The organism is Myceligenerans pegani, from assembly GCF_014892515.1.
GTDB lineage: Bacteria > Actinomycetota > Actinomycetes > Actinomycetales > Cellulomonadaceae > Myceligenerans > Myceligenerans pegani.
Map to the genome: position 1 here is coordinate 1 of NZ_JADBGR010000071.1, position 21,834 is coordinate 21,834.

General features: G+C 72.4%; 15 protein-coding genes. 4 read left to right on the top strand and 11 right to left on the bottom strand.

All coding sequences use genetic code 11. The features are described from left to right. The 4 genes from IIE03_RS09330 to fdxA form a co-directional block, all read right to left on the bottom strand. Positions 1–1,153: hypothetical protein (locus IIE03_RS09330; protein ID WP_225997509.1), on the bottom strand; the 1,153-nt coding region annotated here is incomplete at its 3' end. 95 nt (positions 1,154–1,248) lie between these two features. After that, positions 1,249–2,559, bottom strand: a complete 1,311-nt coding sequence (locus tag IIE03_RS09335; RefSeq protein WP_192862484.1) for a citrate synthase — start codon at positions 2,557–2,559, stop codon at positions 1,249–1,251. Positions 2,560–2,669: 110 nt separating this feature from the next. Beyond that, complete coding sequence (dapC, locus tag IIE03_RS09340) at positions 2,670–3,788, bottom strand: succinyldiaminopimelate transaminase (RefSeq protein ID WP_192862485.1); 1,119 nt, start codon at positions 3,786–3,788, stop codon at positions 2,670–2,672. 19 nt (positions 3,789–3,807) lie between these two features. Continuing rightward, a complete protein-coding gene (gene fdxA / locus IIE03_RS09345; protein WP_192862486.1) occupies positions 3,808–4,125 on the bottom strand; it encodes a ferredoxin in 318 nt (105 codons plus the stop codon). A gap of 139 nt (positions 4,126–4,264) precedes the next feature. Here fdxA and IIE03_RS09350 point away from each other — a divergent pair, with 139 nt between their 5' ends. Then, on the top strand, positions 4,265–4,567 hold the full coding sequence (locus tag IIE03_RS09350; protein ID WP_192862487.1) for a hypothetical protein: 303 nt from the start codon (positions 4,265–4,267) through the stop codon (positions 4,565–4,567). A 48-nt stretch (positions 4,568–4,615) separates the two neighbouring features. Here the strand turns inward: IIE03_RS09350 and glgP are convergent, their stop codons facing one another. Next, the gene (glgP, locus tag IIE03_RS09355; protein WP_192862488.1) at positions 4,616–7,201 is read right to left on the bottom strand and encodes an alpha-glucan family phosphorylase; all 2,586 of its coding nucleotides are present in this window, start codon (positions 7,199–7,201) and stop codon (positions 4,616–4,618) included. A 147-nt stretch (positions 7,202–7,348) separates the two neighbouring features. Between glgP and IIE03_RS09360 the strand changes: the two genes are divergently transcribed. Genes IIE03_RS09360 through IIE03_RS09370 form a run of 3 tightly spaced genes read left to right on the top strand, consistent with a single transcriptional unit; the run spans position 7,349 to position 13,196 of the window. Further along, a complete protein-coding gene (locus IIE03_RS09360; RefSeq protein WP_318842890.1) occupies positions 7,349–9,550 on the top strand; it encodes an alpha-1,4-glucan--maltose-1-phosphate maltosyltransferase in 2,202 nt (733 codons plus the stop codon). Further along, positions 9,547–11,385 carry a maltose alpha-D-glucosyltransferase gene (gene treS, locus IIE03_RS09365; RefSeq protein WP_192862489.1) on the top strand — a complete coding sequence of 613 codons (1,839 nt, stop codon included), beginning with the start codon at positions 9,547–9,549 and terminating at the stop codon, positions 11,383–11,385. The genes IIE03_RS09360 and treS overlap by 4 nt, the downstream gene beginning before the upstream one ends. Continuing rightward, positions 11,382–13,196: a hypothetical protein gene (locus tag IIE03_RS09370; RefSeq protein WP_192862490.1), complete on the top strand. Its 1,815-nt coding sequence runs from the start codon at positions 11,382–11,384 to the stop codon at positions 13,194–13,196. The genes treS and IIE03_RS09370 overlap by 4 nt, the downstream gene beginning before the upstream one ends. A 30-nt stretch (positions 13,197–13,226) precedes the next feature. On the opposite strand, the gene IIE03_RS09375 is transcribed toward IIE03_RS09370, so the two are convergent. From IIE03_RS09375 to IIE03_RS09400, 6 genes are all read right to left on the bottom strand, one after another. Then, positions 13,227–14,021: a carbohydrate ABC transporter permease gene (locus IIE03_RS09375; RefSeq protein WP_318842892.1), complete on the bottom strand. Its 795-nt coding sequence runs from the start codon at positions 14,019–14,021 to the stop codon at positions 13,227–13,229. Between the two features lie 211 nt (positions 14,022–14,232). Then, positions 14,233–15,270 carry a carbohydrate ABC transporter permease gene (locus tag IIE03_RS09380; protein WP_318842891.1) on the bottom strand — a complete coding sequence of 346 codons (1,038 nt, stop codon included), beginning with the start codon at positions 15,268–15,270 and terminating at the stop codon, positions 14,233–14,235. A gap of 3 nt (positions 15,271–15,273) precedes the next feature. After that, the gene (ngcE, locus tag IIE03_RS09385; RefSeq protein WP_192862491.1) at positions 15,274–16,710 is read right to left on the bottom strand and encodes an N-acetylglucosamine/diacetylchitobiose ABC transporter substrate-binding protein; all 1,437 of its coding nucleotides are present in this window, start codon (positions 16,708–16,710) and stop codon (positions 15,274–15,276) included. Positions 16,711–16,929: 219 nt separating this feature from the next. Then, positions 16,930–19,878: a glycoside hydrolase family 2 protein gene (locus IIE03_RS09390; protein ID WP_192862492.1), complete on the bottom strand. Its 2,949-nt coding sequence runs from the start codon at positions 19,876–19,878 to the stop codon at positions 16,930–16,932. Then, positions 19,875–20,699, bottom strand: coding sequence for a carbohydrate ABC transporter permease (locus IIE03_RS09395; RefSeq protein WP_225997517.1), 825 nt, complete (start codon positions 20,697–20,699; stop codon positions 19,875–19,877). Before IIE03_RS09395 ends, IIE03_RS09390 begins: the two co-directional genes overlap by 4 nt. A gap of 152 nt (positions 20,700–20,851) precedes the next feature. After that, entirely contained in the window at positions 20,852–21,826 is a 975-nt protein-coding gene (locus IIE03_RS09400) for a carbohydrate ABC transporter permease (protein WP_192862493.1), read from the bottom strand. Positions 21,827–21,834 lie beyond the last annotated feature (8 nt).

The window sequence follows — 21,834 nt, forward strand, 5'->3', positions numbered from 1 at the left end:
CGGCGGCGGCCGCGCCCACCGCCGACGCCGTCACCGCCAGCACGGCGCCCTCCACGGTCGCGGCGGCCTGCACCGTGGCGGGGTCCGCCCCGCGGGAGACGAGGAGCGCCACCTCGCCGTCCCGGACCGTCGCGAGCAGGCGCGCCACCTGTACGAGCGCCACCAGGCCGGTCAGGGCGAGAAGGACCAGCGCCACGAGGGCGACGGCGTCGGCCGCGCGGATCGCGGTGAGCGTGGTACGGGCCGTGTCACCGAGGCTGCCGAGGGCCTGGAAGCCGCGGATCGCGACGGCGTCGTCGTCGGCCAGGGCGGCGTCGAGGTCGTCGGCGAGGGTGACCGACCGCTCCAGGTCGGCGGGCGTGACCCGGTCCGCGTCCGGAACCACGAGCCAGCGGGCGAACGGGGTGGTGTCGAGGTCCTCCAGGACGCTGCCGGCGAGGAGGATCGGGCCGGCGACGGTGCCGTCGCCGCCGGTCGTGGTGAGCGGGTCGCCGAACCAGCGGGACACGCCGGCGTCGGTGAGCCGCCACAGTCCGGAGACGACCACCGAGGTTCCCGTGCCCCCCGGGTCCTCGTCGTCGGCACCCAGCCGGAGGGTGTCGCCGACCTCGATGCCCGCGGCCTCGGCGGCTGCGGCGTGGACCGCCACCTGCGGCGGCTCGCCCTCCGCTGCGTCCTCGGGCCAGGTGCCCTCGGTCGTGTCGGCGATCCCGGGATCCACGCCGACCCATTCACCCGAGGGGACGTCGCCCGGCCGTTCGGCGCCGGCGTCCGCGAGGAGCGCCGGGGTGGAGACCACCCAGCGGTCCTCCAGCAGCGCGCCGTTGCCGGCGACCGGCACCCCTTCGGTACGTGTCTCGCGGTACACCGTGTACGGCGTGCCCCCGAGGCGATCGTCGACGGCCTCCGCGACCCGCGCGTCCTGCGCGGCGGCGGCCGCGGCTCCGTCGGCGAGCCGCGTCACGAGGAGCAGCCCGCGCCCGGCGGGCGACGCGGCGGCGAGCCCGGTGCGGGCGTCGTCGACGCCGGCGGCACGGACGTACCCGACGGTGACGCCGAGACTCGCGGCCAGCCCCGCCACCAGCAGCCACACCAGCAGGAGCAGCCCGCGATGGGCCGCGCTCCGGCGGGCAAGAAGCGTGGAACGGCTCACGCCCGAGAGGTTAGCCGAGGAAACCGACATGCCCTGCACAACCGGTGCACGGCCGGACCGGCCGTGCCCGGCGGTGGCGCCCGCCGGCGGCGTGGTCAGCGCTGGGAGACCGGGGTGAAGGCGCGCTCGGTGGCGCCGGTGTAGACCTGGCGCGGCCGGCCGATCTTCGTGGCCGGGTCGTTCGCCATCTCCCGCCACTGGGCGATCCAGCCCGGCATGCGGCCGAGCGCGAACAGCGGCGTGAACATGGCGGGGTCGAAGCCCATCGCCTTGTAGATGAGGCCGGTGTAGAAGTCGACGTTCGGGTAGAGCTTGCGCTCCACGAAGTAGTCGTCGCTGAGCGCGATCTGCTCCAGGCCCTGGGCGATCTCCAGGAGCTCGTCCTTGGCGCCCAGCTTCTCGAGCACCTCGTCGGCGGACTTCTTCACGATGGCGGCACGCGGGTCGTAGGACTTGTAGACCCGGTGGCCGAAGCCCATGAGGCGGACGCCGTCGGCCTTGTTCTTGACCTTGTCCATGAAGGTCTCGACGGTCTCGCCACCGGAGCGGATCTTCTCCAGCATCACGAGCACCGCCTCGTTGGCCCCGCCGTGCGCCGGACCGGACAGCGCGTTCACGCCGGCGGCCACCGACGCGAACAGGGTCGCGTTCGAGGACCCCACCACCCGCACCGTCGACGTCGAGCAGTTCTGCTCGTGGTCGGCGTGCAGGATGAGCAGCTTCTCCAGCGCGTCGACGATTGCCGGCTCCGCCGCGTACTCGCCGCCCGGGCCGCCGAACGTCTGGCGCAGGAAGTCCGCGACGTAGCCGTTGGACGCGTCGGGCGCCACGAGATCCTGTCCGGTGCGACGGCGGTGCAGCGCCGCGGTGATCGTCGCGGTCTTCGCCAGCAGCATCGCCGTGGCGGAGTCGACCTGGGCCTCGTCGCGGGGGTCGACCACCTCGGGGTACCAGGCGGCCAGCGCGTTGATCGCGGCGGCCAGGGTCGCCATGGGGTGCCCGTCGGCCGGGAGCGCTGCCAGGAACGCGCCGAACCCGTCGGGCAGGCCCGCGTGCTTGCCGACCTTCTCCTCGAAGGCCGCCAGCGCCTCGGCGCCCGGCAGTTCCCCATCGATGAGGAGGGCGGCCACCTCGAGGAAGCTCGCCCCCTCGGCCACCTGCTCGATCGGGTAGCCGCGGTACCGCAGGATCCCCTGGTCGCCGTCGATGTAGGTGATCGCGGACTCGCACGACGCCGTGTTCGTGAACCCGGGATCGAGCGTGACGAGGCCGGTATCCCTGAGCAGCGTGTTCACCTTGAAGCCGCTGGCGCCCTCGCTCGCGGCGACGACGGACAGAGGTCGGGCGGTGCCGTCGACGACGAGTTCGACGGTGGACTTGGCGTTCGCCGGCGTGGTGGACGTCATGACTTCCTTCCTTGAAGCACGCGGTGCGCTGTCCCTTGTGAGGGAGCAGGGCAGCGTCGACCTGAAGCAAAACCGTACCGTGTCAAGGCTTTGTGAATCCAACCCGTAGGTCAAGAATTTGTGAGTCGGGACACAACGTCCGCCACCTGCGCGTCCGTCGCCGTGAGCGCCGTCCGCACATGATCCTCACCGGCCCGACCGTAGAGCCCGCCCGGCGCCACGAGCACGCCCCGCTCGGCGAACCGCTCGGCCCCTGCCCGCACCCACAGGTAAAGACCCGCTTCGGAGTGGTCCACGACGAGCCCCGCACGTTCCAGCGCGCCCGCCAGCGCCCGCCGCCGGGCCCCGTAGATCCGCCGCTGAGCGGCGACGTGCTCGTCGTCGCCGAGCGCCGCGACCATCGCGGCCTGCACCGGCGCCGGGACGATCAGCCCCAGGTGCCTGCGCCGCGCCAGCAGCTGCCCGACGAGTTCGCCGTCCCCCGCGACGAACGCCGCGCGGTACCCCGCGAGGTTCGACTGCTTGGACAGCGAGTAGGCCGCCAGCAGCCCGACGTGGGAATTGTCACAAACGCGCGGATCGAGGATGCTCGGCACGCCGCCCCGGTCGCCGGACCCGCCGGCGGGGGCCCACGGCCCCCAGCCGAGCTCCGCGTAGCACTCGTCGGAGACGACGACGGCGCCGATCTCCCGGGCCGCCGCGACGACCCGGCGCAGCTCGGCGACGTCCAGCACCCGCCCGTGCGGGTTGGCCGGGCTGTTCACCCAGACGAGACGCACGTCGTCGCGCCCGGCCCAGGCATCGACGTCGTCGGTGGCGAGCGCCGTCGCCCCGGCCGCGGCGGCGCCCACGGCGTAGGTGGGGTACGCGATCTCGGGATGGACGACGACGTCGCCCGGACCCACCCCGAGCAGCGACGGCAGCAGGCCCACGAGTTCCTTGGAGCCCACCGTGGGCAGCACCTGGTCGAGCTCGAGGCCGGGCACGCGGCGCCGCCGGGCGAACCATTCCGCGACGGCGGCACGCAGCTGCGGCGTGCCCGCCGTCGTGGGGTAGCCGGGTGCGTCGGCGGCGGCCGCGAGCGCCTCGCGGACGAGCGGCGGCGTCGGGTCGACGGGCGTGCCCATCGACAGGTCGATCATCCCGCCGGGATGTGCCCGCGCGGTCGCCTCGAGCTCGGCGAGGGTGTCCCAGGGGAACGTGATCCCGGAGAGGTCGGCGAGCCCCATGCTGCGCGGGCGAGCCGGGTCAGGCCTGCGGCGGGAGGGCCGCGATCATCGGGTCGTCCTTGTCGATCAGGCCCATCTTCGCGGCGCCGCCGGGCGAGCCGATCTCGTCGAAGAACTCCACGTTGGCGCGGTAGTAGTCCTTCCACTCCTCGGGGACGTCGTCCTCGTAGTAGATGGCCTCGACCGGGCAGACCGGCTCGCAGGCGCCGCAGTCGACGCACTCGTCCGGGTGGATGTAGAGGGAGCGGCTGCCCTCGTAGATGCAGTCCACGGGACACTCCTCGATGCACGCCTTGTCCTTGACGTCGACGCACGGCTGAGCGATCACGTAGGTCACTGCGGGACCCTTCCTCGGGGAACGTACTCGATGTACTCGGGCCGGACCGCATCTGCGGGTCGTGCCCGGTCCGACCCTAGTATTCCAGGAGCGGCGTGCTCGCCGCGTCCACCGTCTCATTCCTCGGCGAAGGCAGCACGTGAACTCCGACACACCCCGGCCCGTCCCGCCCGCCGGCCGGCCCTGGCGTGGGCTCGCTCCCGGGACGCGCGTCGTCGTCCGGCGGCGGCTCGCGGCGGCCGAGTCCGCCGCGGCACGCGCGGACCGCCGCGGCGGGGTCTGGACGGACGTCATCGGCTTCGTGCTCACGGTGTCCGACGACGGCCTGCGCGTGCGCACGGACCCGCGCCCCGGACGCGGGGAACCGCAGGAGCTCTGGATCCCGGCCGGCCTCATCACCTCGGCAAAGCCCATCCCCCGCCGACCGGAGCGCCACGGCTGACCGGCCGGCCGCCGCGCGCCTCACGCCTCAGCCGGGCACGATCGGCGGCTATGCGTTCGCCACCAGGCCCAGGTCCGCGACGTTCGGCTGGCCCGGGTGGTGCGGGACGATGCGCACCGTGTACCCGAAGGGGCCGGAGGACCCGAGGTCCACCTCGCCGGCGAACGCGTGCCGGCCGGCCTCGTAGGAATCGGTCAGGGCCAGCGGATCCGCGTCGAAGTCCTCGATCATGTCCGCCTCGGAGACCCGCCCGTGCACGATCTGCACCTCGACGTCGTCGGGGGTGAGCGAACCCAGCGAGACGTACGCCCGCACCGTGAGCCGGTCGCCCACCCGGGCGGCGTCGGCGATCCCGGCGGACTCCACGTGGTCGACGCGGACCTGCGGCCATCCCGCCCGCACCCGGGCCTTCCAGGCGGCGAGGTCCCGTGCCGCGGCGAAGCCGTCCGCGCCGAGCGTCCGCCCCGACGCGGCCGCCGGCGCGTACAGGCCGTGCACGTACTCGCGGACCATGCGCGTGGCCTGCACCTTCGGACCGAGCGTCGCGAGCGTGTGGCGCACCATCTCCAGCCAGCGCCCGGGGACACCGTCCGCCGTCCGGTCGTAGAACAGCGGAGCGACCTGCGACTCGATCAGGTTGTACAGGGCCGCGGCCTCGAGGTCGTCGCGGCGGTCGGCGTCGTCCACGCCGTCGGCGGTCGGGATGCCCCAGCCGTTCTCGCCGTCGTACCACTCGGCCCACCAGCCGTCCTCGATGGACAGGTTGAGGCCGCCGTTCAGGGCGGACTTCATGCCGGACGTGCCGGACGCCTCCAGGGGACGCAGCGGGTTGTTGAGCCAGACGTCGCACCCCGGGTAGAGGGCCTGTGCCATCGCGATGTCATAGTTCGGGAGGAAGACGATGCGGTGCCGCACCGCCGGGTCGTCCGCGAATCGCACGAGCTGCTGGATCAGGCGCTTGCCCTGCTCGTCGGCCGGGTGCGACTTGCCGGCCACCACGAGCTGGACCGGGTGCTCCGGGTGCAGCAGGAGAGACCGGAGCCGCGCCGGGTCGCGCAGCATCAGGGTCAGCCGCTTGTACGTCGGCACCCGGCGCGCGAAGCCGATGGTCAGGACGTCCGGCGAGAACACGTCGTCGATCCAGCCGAGCTCGGCGGGCGAGGCGCCGCGCTCGCGCCAGGACTTGCGCACGCGCCGGCGCACCTCCGCCACGAGCTCGCCGCGCATCTCGGCGCGCGCGGCCCACAGGTCGGCGTCGGACACCCGGCCGGGATCGAGCCAGCCGCTCGACGCCTCGGGCGCGGTCAGCTGGTCCAGCCCGAGCCGTTCGGCCTGCAGCCGCGCCAGGCGCGGCGCGACCCAGGTGGGCGAGTGCACCCCGTTGGTGACCGAGGTGATCGGAACCTCGCGGGCGTCGAAACCGGGCCACAGCCCCTCGAACATCTCGCGCGACACCTGGCCGTGCAGGAGCGAGACGCCGTTCGCGCGACCGCCGAGCCGCAGCCCCATGACCGCCATGTTGAAGACGGTCGGGTCGCCGCCCTCGTAGTCCTCGGCGCCGAGCGCCAGGACCCGCTCGACCGGCACGCCGTCCATCTGGTTGTCGCCCCCGAAGTAGCCGCTGACCAGCTCCTTCGCGAACCGGTCGATGCCGGCCGGCACGGGGGTGTGGGTCGTGAACACCGTCGCGGCGCGCACCGCCTCGAGCGCGTCGTCGATGCCGAGGCCCTGGGCGACCAGTTCCCGGATCCGCTCGACGCCGAGGAACCCGGCGTGCCCCTCGTTGGTGTGGTAGACCTCCGGCTCCGGCGCGCCGGTCAGCCGCGACCAGACGCGCAGCGCCCGCACGCCGCCCACGCCGAGCAGCAGCTCCTGCTGCAGGCGGTGCTCGCCGCCCCCGCCGTACAGGCGGTCGGTGACGACACGCGCCGCCTCGTCGTTCTCGGGCACGTTCGAGTCCAGGAGCAGCAGCGGCACCCGGCCGACGGCCGCCACCCAGATGTGGGCGTGCAGCCTGCGGCCACCCGGCAGCCCGAGCGAGACCTGGGCGGGCGTGCCGTCCTCCTCGCGCAGCACCGTCAGCGGCAGACCGTCCGGGTCCAGCAGCGGATAGGTCTCGAGTTGCCAGCCGTCGCGGGTGAGGGACTGCTTGAAGTAGCCCGCGCCGTACAGCAGACCGACCCCCACGATCGGCACGCCGAGATCCGACGCCGACTTCAGGTGGTCCCCCGCCAGGATGCCCAGGCCGCCGGAGTACTGCGGCAGCACCGACGTGATGCCGAACTCGGGCGAGAAGTACGCGATGCCGCGCGGGAGCTCCGCCCCGCCGGCGGACCGCTGCTCCTGGTACCACAGCGGATCGTGCAGGTAGCGGTGCAGCTCGGCCGCGGCCGCCCGCGTGCGCCCCACGAAGCCCTCGTCCGCCGCCAGGGCGGCGAGACGCTCGGAGCCGAGCGCCGCGAGGAACGCGACGGGATCGCCCTTCACATCCGCCCAGAGCTCGGGGTCGACCTCGGCGAAGAGCTCGCGCGTGGGCGCGTGCCAGGACCAGCGCAGGTTGTGGGACAGCTCGTCGAGTGCCGCGAGGGGCTCCGGAAGGACCGTGCGTACCGTGAATCGGCGGATCGCTCTCACGGGTACGAACCCTACGCACTCGCGGGCGGCGACACACCCGGTGTTCATGGTTCGCCTGACCACGCCCGATGGACGACGCGTGAACCTTGCGCAAGCCGTTGGCGTGCCCCCGTGCGCGCGGCAACCCGGGATCGATAGCGTGGCGGTGTGAGCAGCGTGCACAACTCGGCAGGCGGCGTCGGCCGCGCGAGAACCGGCGGCATCGGCCGCATTCCCGTCATCCAGGTCTCCCCGGTGGTCGAGGGCGGGCGATGGCCCGCCAAGGCCGCCGTGGGCGAGGTCGTCCCCGTGACCGCGACCGTGTTCCGGGAGGGGCACGACGCCGTCTCGGCCACCGCCGTGCTCGTCGCGCCGGACGGCACGGACCACTCGTGGGCGCCCATGACCGACGTCGCCCCCGGGCTGGACCGGTTCCGCGGCTTCCTGCAGCCGGACGACACGGGCGACTGGTCGTTCCGCGTCGAGGCCTGGAGCGACCCGTACGCGACGTGGACGCACGACGCCACCATCAAGATCGGCGCCGGGATCGACGTCGATCTCATGCTCGCCGAGGGCGCCCGCCTCTTCCGCCGCGTGCTGCGCCCGGCCCGGCGCGACGCCCTGATCGCGCCGCACCGCACGGCGGCCGACACCGAGTTGCTCGCCGGGACGCTCGCGGCCCTGGAGGACGACTCCCGCCCGGCCGCCGTCAGGCTCGCCGCGGCGACGTCACCCGAGGTGCGCGACGCCATGGCGCGGGCGCCGCACCGGGAGCTCGTGTCGGCGTCGGACACGTACCCGCTGCGCGTGGCCCGGCCGCTCGCCCTGGCCGGCGCGTGGTACGAGATGTTCCCGCGTTCGGAGGGCGCCCACCGGAAGCCGGACGGGACGTGGGTCTCGGGCACGTTCGCCACGGCCGCGAAGCGCCTGCCCGCGATCGCCGCCATGGGGTTCGACGTCGTCTACCTCACTCCCGTGTCCCCGATCGGCACCACGTTCCGCAAGGGGCGGAACAACACGCTCGACGCCGAGCCCGGTGACCCGGGCAGCCCGTACGCCATCGGCTCGCCCGACGGCGGCCACGACGCCATCCACCGCGACCTGGGCACCGAGGAGGACTTCGTGGCGTTCGTCGAGGAGGCCCGGGGCGCCGGCCTCGAGGTGGCGCTCGACGTCGCGCTGCAGTGCTCCCCGGACCACCCGTGGGTGACGGAGCACCCCGAGTGGTTCGTGGTCCGCGCGGACGGGTCGATCGCGTACGCGGAGAACCCGCCGAAGAAGTACCAGGACATCTACCCGCTCAGCTTCGACACCGATCCGGACGGGCTGTACGCCGCGGTCCTGGGCGTCATCCGCACCTGGATCGACCGCGGCGTGACCCTGTTCCGCGTCGACAACCCGCACACCAAGCCCCTCGACTTCTGGGAGTGGCTGCTCGCCGAGGTGCACGCCACGAACCCCGAGGTCATCTTCCTCAGCGAGGCGTTCACCAAGCCGGCCATGATGCAGACGCTGGCGCGGGTCGGCTTCCACCAGTCGTACACGTACTTCACGTGGCGCAACACCAAGCAGGAGATCGAGGAGTACCTCACGGAGGTGTCCGGGCCGCTCGGTTCCGTGATGCGGCCGAACTTCTGGCCCACGACCCACGACATCCTCACGCCCTACGTGCAGCACGGCGGGGTGGCCGGGCACGCGGTGCGCGCGGTCCTCGCCGCGACGGGCTCGCCGTCGTGGGGCATGTACTCGGGCTACGAGCTCGTGGAGAACACGCCGCGGCCGGGCGTCGAGGAACACATCGACAACGAGAAGTACGAGTTCCGGCCCCGGGCGTGGGAGCGGGCCGCCGAGTACGGGATCGCGTCGCTGGTCACGCGCCTCAACGCGATCCGCCGGGAGCATCCCGCGCTCCGCCAGCTCCGCAACCTGACCGTGCATCCCACGACGAACGACCAGGTAGTGGCCTTCTCGCGACGAATCGGCGCAGAATTCGTCCCCGGCGCGCGAAACGGTTCGAAGGGCAGCACCATGGAGCCAGGGGGCAGCACGGTCGCTGGGCGCGGCGCCGGCGTGGGCGCCGTGCCCGTCACCACCCCCGTACACGACGACGTGATCGTGGTCGTGGTGAATCTTGATCCCTGGAACTCTCAGGAGTCGCTCGTGCACCTGGACCTGAAATCCCTCGGCCTCACCCCACCGGAGGGCGACGCGGACGCCCCGTTCTACGTGGCGCACGACCTGCTCTCCGACGAGACCTACGGCTGGGGCGCGACCCCGTACGTCCGTCTCGACCCCGCCCACCGCGTGGCGCACGTCCTGCACGTGGCGCCCGCCGGCACGGACCCCGGTGGCACGGGAGGCATCTCATGACCACGTTCGGGCCGGGCGGCCCCGCCGAGCAACCGGACCGCGAGACGAGCCGGCCCGCGCCCGGCACCGAGCGGGAGGTGCCCCGGCCCGTCACCGCGCCCATCCCCGTGCAGGCGCTCCCGCCCCGGCGGCAGCCCCAGGTCGAGTCGCGCCGCCCGGGCCTGTCGGACGACCCGGAGTGGTACCGCAGGGCCGTGTTCTACGAGGTGCTGGTACGGGCTTTCTCCGACCCGGGCGACGCCGGGATCGGCGACCTGCGCGGCCTCATCGACCGGCTCGACTACGTCGAGTGGCTCGGCGTCGACTGCCTGTGGATCCCGCCGATCTACCCGTCCCCGCTGCGCGACGGCGGGTACGACGTCGCGGACTTCACCGCCATCGCGCCGCAGTACGGCACGGTCGACGACTTCCGCGACCTGGTCACGGCGGCCCACGAGCGCGGCATCCGCGTGGTGATCGACCTGGTCATGAACCACTCGAGCGACCAGCACCCGTGGTTCCAGGCGTCGCGGTCGGACCCGGACGGGCCGTACGGCGACTTCTACGTGTGGAGCGACGACCCGGAGCGCTACCGGGACGCCCGCATCATCTTCGTGGACACCGAGACGTCGAACTGGACCTTCGACCCGGTGCGGCGGCAGTACTTCTGGCACCGCTTCTTCAGCCACCAGCCGGACCTGAACTTCGACAACCCGCTCGTGGCCGAGGCGATGCTGGACGTGGCCCGGTTCTGGCTGCGCCTGGGTGTGGACGGGTTCCGGCTCGACGCCGTCCCGTACCTGTTCGAGGCCGAGGGCACCAACTGCGAGAACCTGCCCGAGACGCATCGCTTCCTGCGACGCGTCCGCAAGATGGTCGACACCGAGTTCCCGGGCCGGATCCTGCTCGCCGAGGCGAACCAGTGGCCGCAGGACGTGGTCGAGTACTTCGGCACCGAGGACGAGCCCGAGTGCCACATGTGCTTCCACTTCCCGGTCATGCCGCGGATCTTCTACGCCATCCGGGACCAGCGGGCGAACCGTCTGCGGGAGATCCTCGCGGACACCCCCGCCATTCCGGCGGGCGGGCAGTGGTCCACGTTCCTGCGCAACCACGACGAGCTCACCCTCGAGATGGTGACCACGGAGGAACGGGCCGCGATGTACGGCTGGTACGCACCGGACCCGCGCATGCGCGCGAACGTCGGCATCCGCCGCCGGCTCGCGCCGCTGCTGGACAACTCGCGCAAGGAGATCGAGCTGGCGCACGCCCTGCTGCTGGCCATCCCCGGTTCGCCGTGCCTCTACTACGGCGACGAGATCGGCATGGGCGACAACATCTGGCTGCCCGACCGCGACTCGTCGCGCACCCCGATGCAGTGGACCCCGGACCGCAACGCGGGCTTCTCCCACGCGGACCCGGGCAAGCTGTACCTGCCGCTGGTGCAGTCGCTGGTGCACCACTACCAGCACGTCAACGTCGAGGCGCAGCTCGCGCAGCCGACGTCGCTGCTGCACTGGGTGCACGGCATGCTCGCGGTGCGCCGCCTGCACCCGGCGTTCGGCACGGGCGCCTACCAGGCGGTCGACTGCGACGACGAGGCGATCATCGCCTTCACCCTCACCGCCGAGTCCGAGACCATCCTGGTCGCGGCCAACCTGTCCGCGACCGCGCGCTCCGCCACGCTGAAGCTCCCCCGGTACACGGGCTGGACGCTGACCGACGTCTTCGGCGGCGCCGGGTTCCCCGACGTGTCCGACGGCGGCACCGTCACGATGACCTGGGGGGCACGCGACTTCTACTGGCTGGTGCTCGCGCAGGGCGGCGTGGGCCACGCGAGCACGGGAGGAGTGTGACGATCATCGACCAGGCGCGGACCGTCATCGTGCACGACGGGGCCGGTCCCCTGCCCGACGGCGTGCTGCGCCTGCTCGACGGCTGGTTGCCCGGCCGGCGCTGGTACCCGGTACCGGGCGACGGCGTGCGCCACGTGCCGTGGCTCACGGTGGAGCTGGCACTCCCGGCCGGGGCGCCGCCGGACGTGGACGCGGACGTCCCCGGGCTCGCCGCCGGCCACGCGACCGTCGTCGTGCCGCTGCTGCGCCTGGCCGGGCCGGGCCTGGCCGAGGACGAGGGCGCGATCGTGATCCAGGTGCCGCTCGTCCTCGTCCGGGAAGGGAGCGGCCGGTCGCCGGGCGGGGGGCCGGCGCCGATCGGCGTCGTCGACGGCCCTGACGGCCCGCTCACCGTGTACGACGGCGGTGCCCACCCCGCGGCCTGGCACGCCTACCTCGCGGCGGCCCTCCCCACGCACCTGCCGCTCCCCACGGAACGGTCACGTCCTCCCGGGACCGCCGCCGGGCGGTCGGTGGGTTCGTCCCGATCCGCCGACGACGCGGACCGGCCGATCGTCCGGCCGGAGGGCGGGTGGCTGGACGGGGCGCGGCCGCTCGGCGGGGAACAGTCCAACACGTCCGTGCTGGTACCCGGGCTGCGGGCGGAGGTCCCGGGGTTCCCCGGGGAGCAGGCGGACGGTGTGATCCTGAAGATCCTGCGCACGGTCCCGCTGGGCCCGCACCCGGACGTCGTCATCCCGGAGGCGCTCACGCGGGCCGGCTGGGACGGCGTTCCCCGCTTCCTCGGCGCGGTCGAGCTTCCCGTGCCGCCCCCGGGGCCCGGGCCCGCCGCGGACTCGCTCGGCCCGGCCCCGCTCGGCCCCGACGTGCTCGACCCGGACGGACCCGGCCCCGACGTGCTCACCCCGGACGTGCTCGCCCCGGAACCGCCCGTGCCGGGCACGCGCAGCGCCGGCGCGCCCGGCACGGACCAGCCCGGCGCGGACCACCTGGGCGACCGGGAGGCCCACGCCCATCTCGCCGTCGTCTCCGAGCTCATCGCCGAGGCCGACGACGGCTTCGAACTGGCCTGCGCCCACGCCCAGGAGGGCGTCGCGTTCGACGAGCGCGCGGCCGAACTGGGCGCCGTCGTCGCGCACCTGCACACCGCGCTGGCCGGCGCCCGCCCGACGGACGCCACGCTGGACGCGAGCGGGTTCATGGGTGTGCTCCGGCGCCGGGCGGCCGAGGCGATCGCGGACGTCCCGGGGCTCGCGCCGTACCGCGGGGGTGTCACCGCCTTCTACGACGAGGTGAGCGGGCATCTCGCCCGGGTCGCCGCCGAACACCCGGTGCCGCTCCAGGCCATCCACGGCGACCTGCACCTCGGTCAGGTCCTGCACGCCCGCTCCGGGTGGAAGGTCCTGGACTTCGAGGGCGAGCCGCAGCGGCCGGTCGCCGAACGTACCGCACCGGATCTCCCGCTGCGGGACGTCGCGGGCCTGCTGCGGTCGTTCGACTACGCGGCCGCCGTCGGCGAGGCGACCGACCCGGAGTGGTCGGCCCGGGCTCAGCTCTCGTTCCTGGAGGGCTACCGGCAGTCCCTCGGCGAACCCGAGGGCCGGGACGAGGTCGGGTCGTCGCGGGACCACGGCGGCGCCGTGCCGGGTGCGGTGGTGCCCGGCGGCGCGCTCGACGTCGCCACGGCCTCGCTCCTCCTTCGTGCGCTCACCCTCGACAAGGCGCTGTACGAGGCCGTGTACGAGGCGCGCCACCGTCCCGGCTGGCTGCACATCCCGCTGAACGCGGTCGCCCGCGTCCTGGACCGCTGACGCCGGCCTCGTGGTCGTCCGGCTCCGAGGTCAGCGGAACGTGCCCTGCGCCACCGAGCCCTGGAGCCGGCGCTGGAAGAACACGTACACCACGAGGACGGGGATGACGGTCATGACCACGCCCGCGTACAGCGCGCCGAAGTCCACCGCGTATCCCGCCTGCGAGGCGAACTGCGCCATGCCCTGCGTCAGCACGTAGTTGTCGGTCTCGGTGTTCAGCGCCACGGGGAGCAGGAACTGGTTCCACAGACCGAGGAAGTTGAAGATCGCCACGGACGCCATGCCCGGCCGTGCCATGGGCAGCATGATCTGGAAGAACGTGCGCCACTCCCCCGCGCCGTCGACCTGCGCCGCCTCCGACACCTCGTGCGGCAGGCTCCGGAAGAACGAGTACAGGAAGAACACGGTGAACGGGAACGCGAAGGCCACGTACGTGACGATCAGCCCCGGCAGGGTGTTGAGCAGGCCCGCGTTCCGCAGCACGAAGAACAGCGGCACGATGGCGAGGAACACCGGGAAGGTGAGGCCCGCGAGCATGAGGTTGTAGATCACCTTGTTGCCCGGGAACCTGAAGCGGGCCAGGACGTACGCCGTCAGCGCGCCGAGCAGCATGACGAGGAACAGCGCGCACCCGACCACGACGATCGTGTTGAGGAAGTACCGGCCGATGCCCGCGTCGGTCCACGCGTTGACGTAGTTGTCCAGGCTCGGGTCCGCCGGCAACGAGAAGGGCGAGGCCAGGATCTCGCTCGTCGTCTTGAACGACGACACGAAGACCCACAGGAACGGCACGACGACCAGCACCGCGCCGAACATCAGCAGCACGTGGCTCGTGGTGGCCGCCGTGCGGTCGCCCGCCGTGCCCGACGCCGTCCGCCGCGGCGTGCCCGACGGCGGACCGCCGAGATCTCCGCGCGCCGGGTTGCCGGTCTGCTCCGCCACGACGCTCACAGGACTCCTCCTCGTGCTCCGCCGCGGCCACGCGCCTCGTTCCTCGGCCCGTACCCTCCGCGACGCCCTTCGCCGGCTCCGGTGCTCATGCGTGCCCCCTCACGTCGTCGCGCCCGCCGGTGATCCGGTCCACGAGGAACACCGCGCCGGCGAACAGCAGCGTCACCAGCGCGAGCACGACTCCCATCGCGGTCGCGTAGCCGAACTGCCCCTTGCTGAACGCCGTCTGGTACAGGTCCTGGCTGATGACGAACGTCGAGTAGCCGGGCCCGCCCCCGGGGTTCATCGCCTGCATGTAGACGAACGAGTCGATCGCGGCGATGCCCAGGTAGATCCACGCCGTGCGCACGTTGTCGCGGATGAGGGGCACGGTGATGGAGATCGCCGTGCGGAACCGGCCGGCGCCGTCGAGCCGCGCGGCCTCGTAGATCTCGCCCGGCACCCCCTTGATGGCGGCCACGAACAGCACGGTGTAGAAGCCGACGAAGCTCCAGATGATCACGAACATCGACGCCCCCATGGCGGTCCGAGAGTCGCCGAGCCAGGGGAAGTCGGTCATGCCGTCCAGCCCGATGCCGGTCAGGACGCCGTTCAGGAGGCCCCGCGAGGGGTCGTAGACCTGCGCCCACACGAGGCCGATGACGATCGCGGGCACGCAGTACGGGAAGAACGAGATGACGCGGTAGAAGCCCGCGCCCCGCACGCCGCGCACGCCGCCCGTCGTGGAGCCGCCGACGGTGACCATGGTCGCCACGCCGATCGCGAGCACGATCGTCACCGTCGGAACGATGACGGCCAGCAGGGCGCTGTTCAGCGCGGCGCGCATGAACTTGTCGTCGCCGAGCAGGCGGGCGAAGTTGTCGAGCCCGACGAACGCCATGTCGGCGGTGAACCCGCTCCAGTCCGTCATCGAGAAGTACAGGGCCTGCGCGAACGGCGAGATCACGAAGATCACGTACACCGTGAGCGGCAGGAGCAGGGCGACCGCGAAGAAGCTCGCCCTGTCGAAGGAGATCCGGCGGCGGCGCCGTCGGCGGCCCGGCCCGGGGGCGTTCCCGGGCCGGGGCGTCGCGACCGGCGGCACGACGCCGCCGGGGGCCGCCGGGTGTGACGTGCCGGACACGGTTCAGCTGACCTCGATCTTCTCGACCGAGTCGTCCGCGGCGATGTCGTCGCTGATCTTCTGCAGGCCGTCGGTGATGCCCTTGACGTCCATGTCGCCGGACAGGAACGCGTTCCAGACGACGAGCTGGTCGGCGTTCATGCCGTAGTAGTCGACGAACTGGTAGTTGAAGATGTTCTCGCCCGCGGCGTCGAGCATGCTGGTCTGGGAGACGAGCGCCGTGGACCCGAAGCCGTCCTCGGGCACGATCCCGCGGACGATCGTGGGTGCGAGGCGCGTCTCGGAGAAGTTGGTCGCGGCCTCGGCCGAGAGCATGGCGCGCAGGATCTCCTTGCCACCGGCCGGGTTGGCGGCCTCGCTCGGCACGATGAACGGCTCGCCGGCTCCGGCGCGGATCGCCTCGTACGGGAGCGTGGGGCTGTCGGACACGGTCGGCGTCGGGAAGCCGGTCATCTGGAAGTCGTTCGCGGTGGCGTCCTTCATCTCGTTCTCGATCCAGCCGCCCGACGGGTACAGCAGGGCGTCCTGATCGTTGCTCCACCGCGCCTGCGCGGCGGTGAACTGGGTGCCGGCGCCGCCGGGAACGAAGTAGCCCTTCTGCACGATCTCGTGCAGGGCCTCCAGCACGCCCTGCATCGCGTCGTGCGACCAGGCGTTGGGCTCCAGGTTCTCCAGGGCGAGCCGGACCTCGTCGCCGCCCTCCTTGATGGCGGAGTCGAGCGCCATCGTCTGGTAGTACGTGGCGGCCTCCTTGCCCCAGACGAAGAGCTTCTTGCCGGCCCGCTCCGCCTCCGCGCCGAGGTCGATCGCCTCCTGCCAGGTGGCGGGCGCCGTCCAGCCGTTCTGGTCGAAGAGGGAGGCCGAGTACCACACGGCGTACACGGTCATCACGTAGTTCAGGGCGACGAACCGGCCGTTGTAGGTGCCGGGATCCTTGACCGAGGGGTACAGCGTGTCGGCGATCGTGGTGCCCTCGTAGTTGGGCGCCTCGAAGACGTCGTCGAGCTCCTCGAGCTGGTCCGCGATCGTGTTGAAGCCGATCGAGCCGGCGCCGGAGTTGTCGACGAGGTCCGGCGGGTTGCCGCCGACGAAGCGGGGCTGCAGTTCCTGGGCGATCTGCGTGGACGGCGAGACCTCGAAGGTCACGTCGGGGAACTGGCCGTTCGCCTGCTCGGCCGCGAACTCGACGTAGTCGAAGCCGTAACCGCCGTTGAAGATGACGGCCTCGACGTCGGAGTCCTCGACCAGGCCGAACGGATTGTCGGCGGTCATCTCGCCGGCCGCGGTCTCCTCGCCGCCGCCACCGCTCGGGACCGCGCAGCTCGCGAGCGACCCGCCGAGTGGCGCCAGCAGGGCGGTGGCGACGGCGCCGCGCACGAAGGTCCGGCGATCCAACGCCGCCTGCGCCAGCCGACCTTCGGTGAACTTGTTCGTGGACATGCAAGTCTCCTCTTGTCGATCCCCGGTCGCACGGCTCTGTGCAAGGTGCGCGTGACGGCCGTGTCACCCCGGCAGAACGAATATGTTAGCCGTCCTACCACTTAGGGTGAACCTAGTCACAGAGCGCACGGAATAGCAAGCGTGTCACCGTCACGTCTCGGTAACGCACAGTTCAGGAACCGTCGGCGACCCCGCCGGCCGCGGCGGTGCCCGGACAGGTTACGGAGCGCCGACCAGCTGGTTGAGGGAGCGCAGGACACGGGGAGCCGTCAGGACGGCGGCGTCCGGCAGGGCAGCAGCCGCGCCACCCGCGTCCGGCAGAGCAGTCACCTCCGCCGAGCCGAGGCCGTCCGCCTCCGCCGAGCCGCCCACGCCCGCGAGGGCAGCCGCGCCGCTCGCCCCCACCCGCACGCCGAACGTCGTCGTCTCCCCCGGCAGCAGCGTGATCAGCGCCCGGTCCGCCACCGCGCCGGGATGCGCCTTGTCCGCGAGCAGCGTCAGGTCGCGTACGAGGTTCCGCGCGGTGACCCGGACCACGACACGCCCCTCGCCGGCCGGCTCGACCCGCGCGTCCAGGTCCGGCGGCGCGAGTGCCGAGTCGCGCGGCTCCGCGAAGAACCAGGTGCCCCGCACCCCGTCGACGCTCGCGACGATCAGCTCGCTCCCGGCGTCCCCCGGCGTCGCGACGTCAGCCGGGATGGGCACGGTCACCGCGCCGCGCGGCGCCGCGGCGAACGACGACTTCGCCGCGGCGAGCTCGGTGCCGTCGTAGGCCAGGCGCCGCACCACCAGGCCGCCGTCCCACGGCTCGTCCCGGTCGTTGACGACGACGGCGGCCAGGCCGGCGCGCGCGCCCGCGGGCCCGTGGTGGCCGGCGGGCACGGTCGCCGCGCCCGCACCGCCGTTGCCCACGTCCGCACCGCCCACATCCAAACCGCCCACATCCGCACCGCGGCCGCCCCCGTCCGCGACGTCGCCCGCGCCCGCCGGCCGCGGCTGCACCGTCACCAGCCGGTCGGCGTGCGCGTGCGCCAGCGCGTACAGCAGGGGCTTGGGCCGCTCGTCGCCGTCGACCGCCGCCCACGACGTCACCGGCCAGCAGTCGTTCAGCTGCCACACCACGGACCCCGTGCAGCGCGGGGCCCAGGATCGCAGGTGCTCGACCGCGGTCCGCACGGCGGTCGCCTGGTTCCACTGCATCGCCCAGTGCCAGTCCTCCATGTCGTCGGGCAGCGGGACGTGCGGCACGAGGCCGGCCGTGAGCTTCTTGTTGCCCTCCATCGCCTTCTGGTGCACCTGCATGCCCGGGGACTCGGGCGTCAGCGGGGTGTCGCCGACCGAGCGCCGCAGCGTGGTCCAGGTGGGCGGGGCCTGCCAGCCGAACTCGGCCATGAACCGCGGCACCGTGTCGCGGTAGTGGGGCCAGTCGAGCTGGTTCCACAGCTCCCACGAGTGCATGGAGCCGTGCTCCGGGTCGTTCGGATGGCGGTCCAGGCTTCCCGACCACGGGCTCGACGGCGTGTACGGCCGCGTCCCGTCCAGTTCCCCGACGACGCGCGGCAGCAGGTCCGTGTAGTACCCGAGGCCCCATGTCCTGCCGTCGAGGCGCAGCTTCCAGCCCCAGTCGTGGTAGCCCCAGATGTTCTCGTTGCTGCCGTTCCACAGGGCGAGGCTCGGGTGCGGCGCGAGGCGGGTGACGGCGTCGCGTGCCTCCGCCTCCACCTCGCCGCGCAGCGGTTCCTCCTCGCTGTAGGCGGCGCAGGCGAACGCGAAGTCCTGCCACACCAGGAGGCCGCGCTCGTCGCACTCGGCGTAGAAGTCGTCCGACTCGTAGAGCCCGCCGCCCCACACCCGCAGGAGGTTGAGGTTCGCGAACTCGGCCTGGTCGAGCCGCCGCGCGTACCGCGCGCGGTCGACGCGGTGGAAGAAGACGTCGTCCGGGATCCAGTTGGCGCCCTTGACCCAGACCGGGCGGCCGTTGACGACGATCGTGAACGGCGTGCCGTCGTCGTCCGGCGTCATGTCCAGCGCGACGGTCCGGAACCCGGTACGGCCGCGCCACCGGTCGAGCGGACGGGCGGCGTCCGGCTCCGTGCCGGCACCCTCGACGATGCCCGACGACGCGTCGCTGACCGGCGGGATGTCGCCACCCGACGTGTCCGACGGCGGTCGTGCCGCGGTGAGCGTCACCTCGACGTCGTACAGGGGCTGGTCGCCGTATCCGCGCGGCCACCACAGGGCGACGTCGTCCGGTCGCAGGTGGACGACGGCGGACGTCTGGCCGGGCTCGATCGCCACGGTGCCCGAGCCGCCCGGCAGGGCGCCGCCGCCCGGACCGCGCACGACCACGGACGCCTCGAGGCCCGGCGCCGGGGCGGTGGCCTGCTCGATGTCCACGTGCTCGATGTCCAGGTGCACGTCGAGCACGCCGGCCGGCGCCGGGCCCGACAGGTCCGCGGTGGCGAGCGGCCGCACGGCCGCGAGCCGCGCCACGGACCAGGACTCCAGGCGCACCGGCCGCCAGATGCCGGCCGTGGCCGCGTCGATCCCCCAGTCCCAGCCGAAGTTGCAGGCCGCCTTGCGGATCGCGTTGAACGGGTGGTGGTTCACCTGCGGGCGCTGCCCCAGCGCGAGGCTCTGCGCGTCGGCGTACCGCACCGGCGAGTCGAAGCGGACGACCAGTTCGTTGTCGCCGTCGCGCAGCACGTCCGTGACGTCGAACCGGTAGGTACGGTGCTGGTTCGCGGTGCGGCCGACCTCGGTCCCGTTCAGGGTGATCACCGAGACCGTGTCGAGGCCCTCGAGGACCAGGTCGTGCCGGTCGGCGGGAGCGCCGCCGTCGGGCCGCCACGGGAACACCGTGCGGTACTCCCAGTCGCACCGGCCGATCCACGCGAGGAGACGCTCGTTGTCGTCCACGTAGGGATCGGGCACGAGCCCCGCGGCCATGAGGTCGGTGTGCACCGTGCCGGGAACGGCCGCGGGCACGCCCCGGCCGTCGGGAGCGAGCGCCCCCGCGAGAAGCTCCGCCGGGGCGGGCCCGCCGGCGTAGCGCAGGGTCCAGCCGTCGTGCAGGTCGCGGACGCGGCGGGCGATGCGCCCGCCGCGTGAGACACCCGCCGGCGTGGCGCCGGCCGGCTCGTTGCTGTCGGTGGAGGTCTGTGTCACTTGGTGGCTCCGGAGGTCAGGCCGCTGTAGATCTGTCGCTGCAGCAGGAGGAACGCGATGAGGGTCGGGACGATCACCAGCACCGCACCGGCGGAGATGATCTCCCACTGCGCGCCGAACGGGCCCATGAAGCGGAACAGCGACGTGGAGACCACGCCGAGGTCCCGCGAGGGCATGTAGAGGAAGGGGATGTAGTACTCGTTGTAGATCGCGATGCCCTTGATGATCACGACGGTCGCGATCGCCGGGCGCAGCAGCGGGAACACGATGCGCGCGTAGATGGTCAGCCGGTTGGCGCCGTCGAGCATCGCCGCCTCGTCGAGGGAGCGCGGGATGGACCGCATGAACTGCAGGAAGATGTAGATCGACACGATGTCGGTCCCCATGAACAGGATGATGGCCGCCCAGCGAGTGTTGAACAGGCCGAGCCCGTTCACCACCTGGAACGTGGCCACCTGGGTGGTGACCGCCGGTACGAGCGTGGCGAGCAGGAAGGCACCCAGCACGAGGCGGCGGCCGCGGAAGTCGAACCGGTCGACGGCGTACGCGGTCATCGTCCCGATGAGGATGGTGCCCACGAGGGACACCGCGAGGATGATGGTGGTGTTGGCGAACCCCTGCAGCATCCCGCCACGGGTGAACGCGACGACGAAGTTCTCGAGGTTGAGCCAGTCGCCGGGCGGGGCCAGCGGGTCCGACGTCGCGAACTCCTCCCGGGTCTTGAACGCCGCCATGAACACGGTGATCAGCGGGATCACCGCGCAGGCGACGGCGATCAGGAGACTCGTGTACTTGAGCGCGATGCCGAGCGGTGTGGTCAGGGGGCGCAGGGCGCGCCAGGCGTTCCGGACGCGCCGGCGCGCGGCCTCGACGCGTCCGGGTTCGGGCAACGGCCCGGTCACCGCCAGGAGCGGCGACACGTACCGGATCGCTTCCCGGTCCGTCGCTTCGGGCCGTGTCGTGTCAGGCCGGGTCACGTCAGGTCCACCTTCTCGTCGGGGAAGATCCGGCGCTGGATCCACGTGATGACCAGGACGACCACCAACAGCACCACGGCCATGGCCGAGGCCAGGCCGAACTTGCCGAACTGGAACGCCTGCTGGACCGTCTGGATGACAAAGGTCGTGGAGCCGTTCGCCCCGCTCGTCATGATCCAGGGGATCTCGAACACGGACAGCGACCCGGAGATCGCCAGGATGGTCGTCAGGCCGATGATCTGACGGATGCCGGGCGCGATGATGAACCAGAACTTCTGCCAGCTCGTCGCGCCATCGATGTCGGCGGCCTCGTAGAGCTCGTTCGGGATGGACTGGATCGCGCCGAGGAACAGCACGAAGTTCAGCCCCATGAAGCGCCACACACTCGTCGCGGCGAGCGAGACGTTCACGAGCGACGGGTCACCGATCCACTGCGGCGGCTCGGCGACGCCCACGACGGCGAGGAGCGCGTCGAGCGTGCCCCCGGGCCGGAGGAGGAACAGGAACACCAGCCCGATCGCGACACCGTTGATGAGGTAGGGGAAGAAGATCATCCCCTTGAGGAAGTTCCGGAACCGCGTGTTGAAGCTCAGGATCGTCGCGAAGTACAGGGCGAGGACCATCTGAACCGCCGCGCCCGCCAGGTAGTACAGGCTCACGAAGAAGACCTTGAACATCTCCGGGTCGGTGAAGATCCGGACATAGTTGTCCAGGCCCACCGGCTCCTTGACGGGATCGAGCCCGTCCCAGGACGTGAAGCTGTACCAGACCATGTTGGCGACCGGCACGTAGGTGAACAGCACCAGCAGGCCGAGCGGCACGACCAGGAAGAGCCACGGCGTGATCGGCAGACCCCGGCTGGGGCCGCGGCCGGGCCCGGAGGCCTGGCCGCGGCTCAGGAACGCGCCGATCCGGCGGGCGCCGGTCGCCTTCTCGGCGCGCGCCGAGAAGGCGTCGGTGACGACTGCCATCGTCCCGC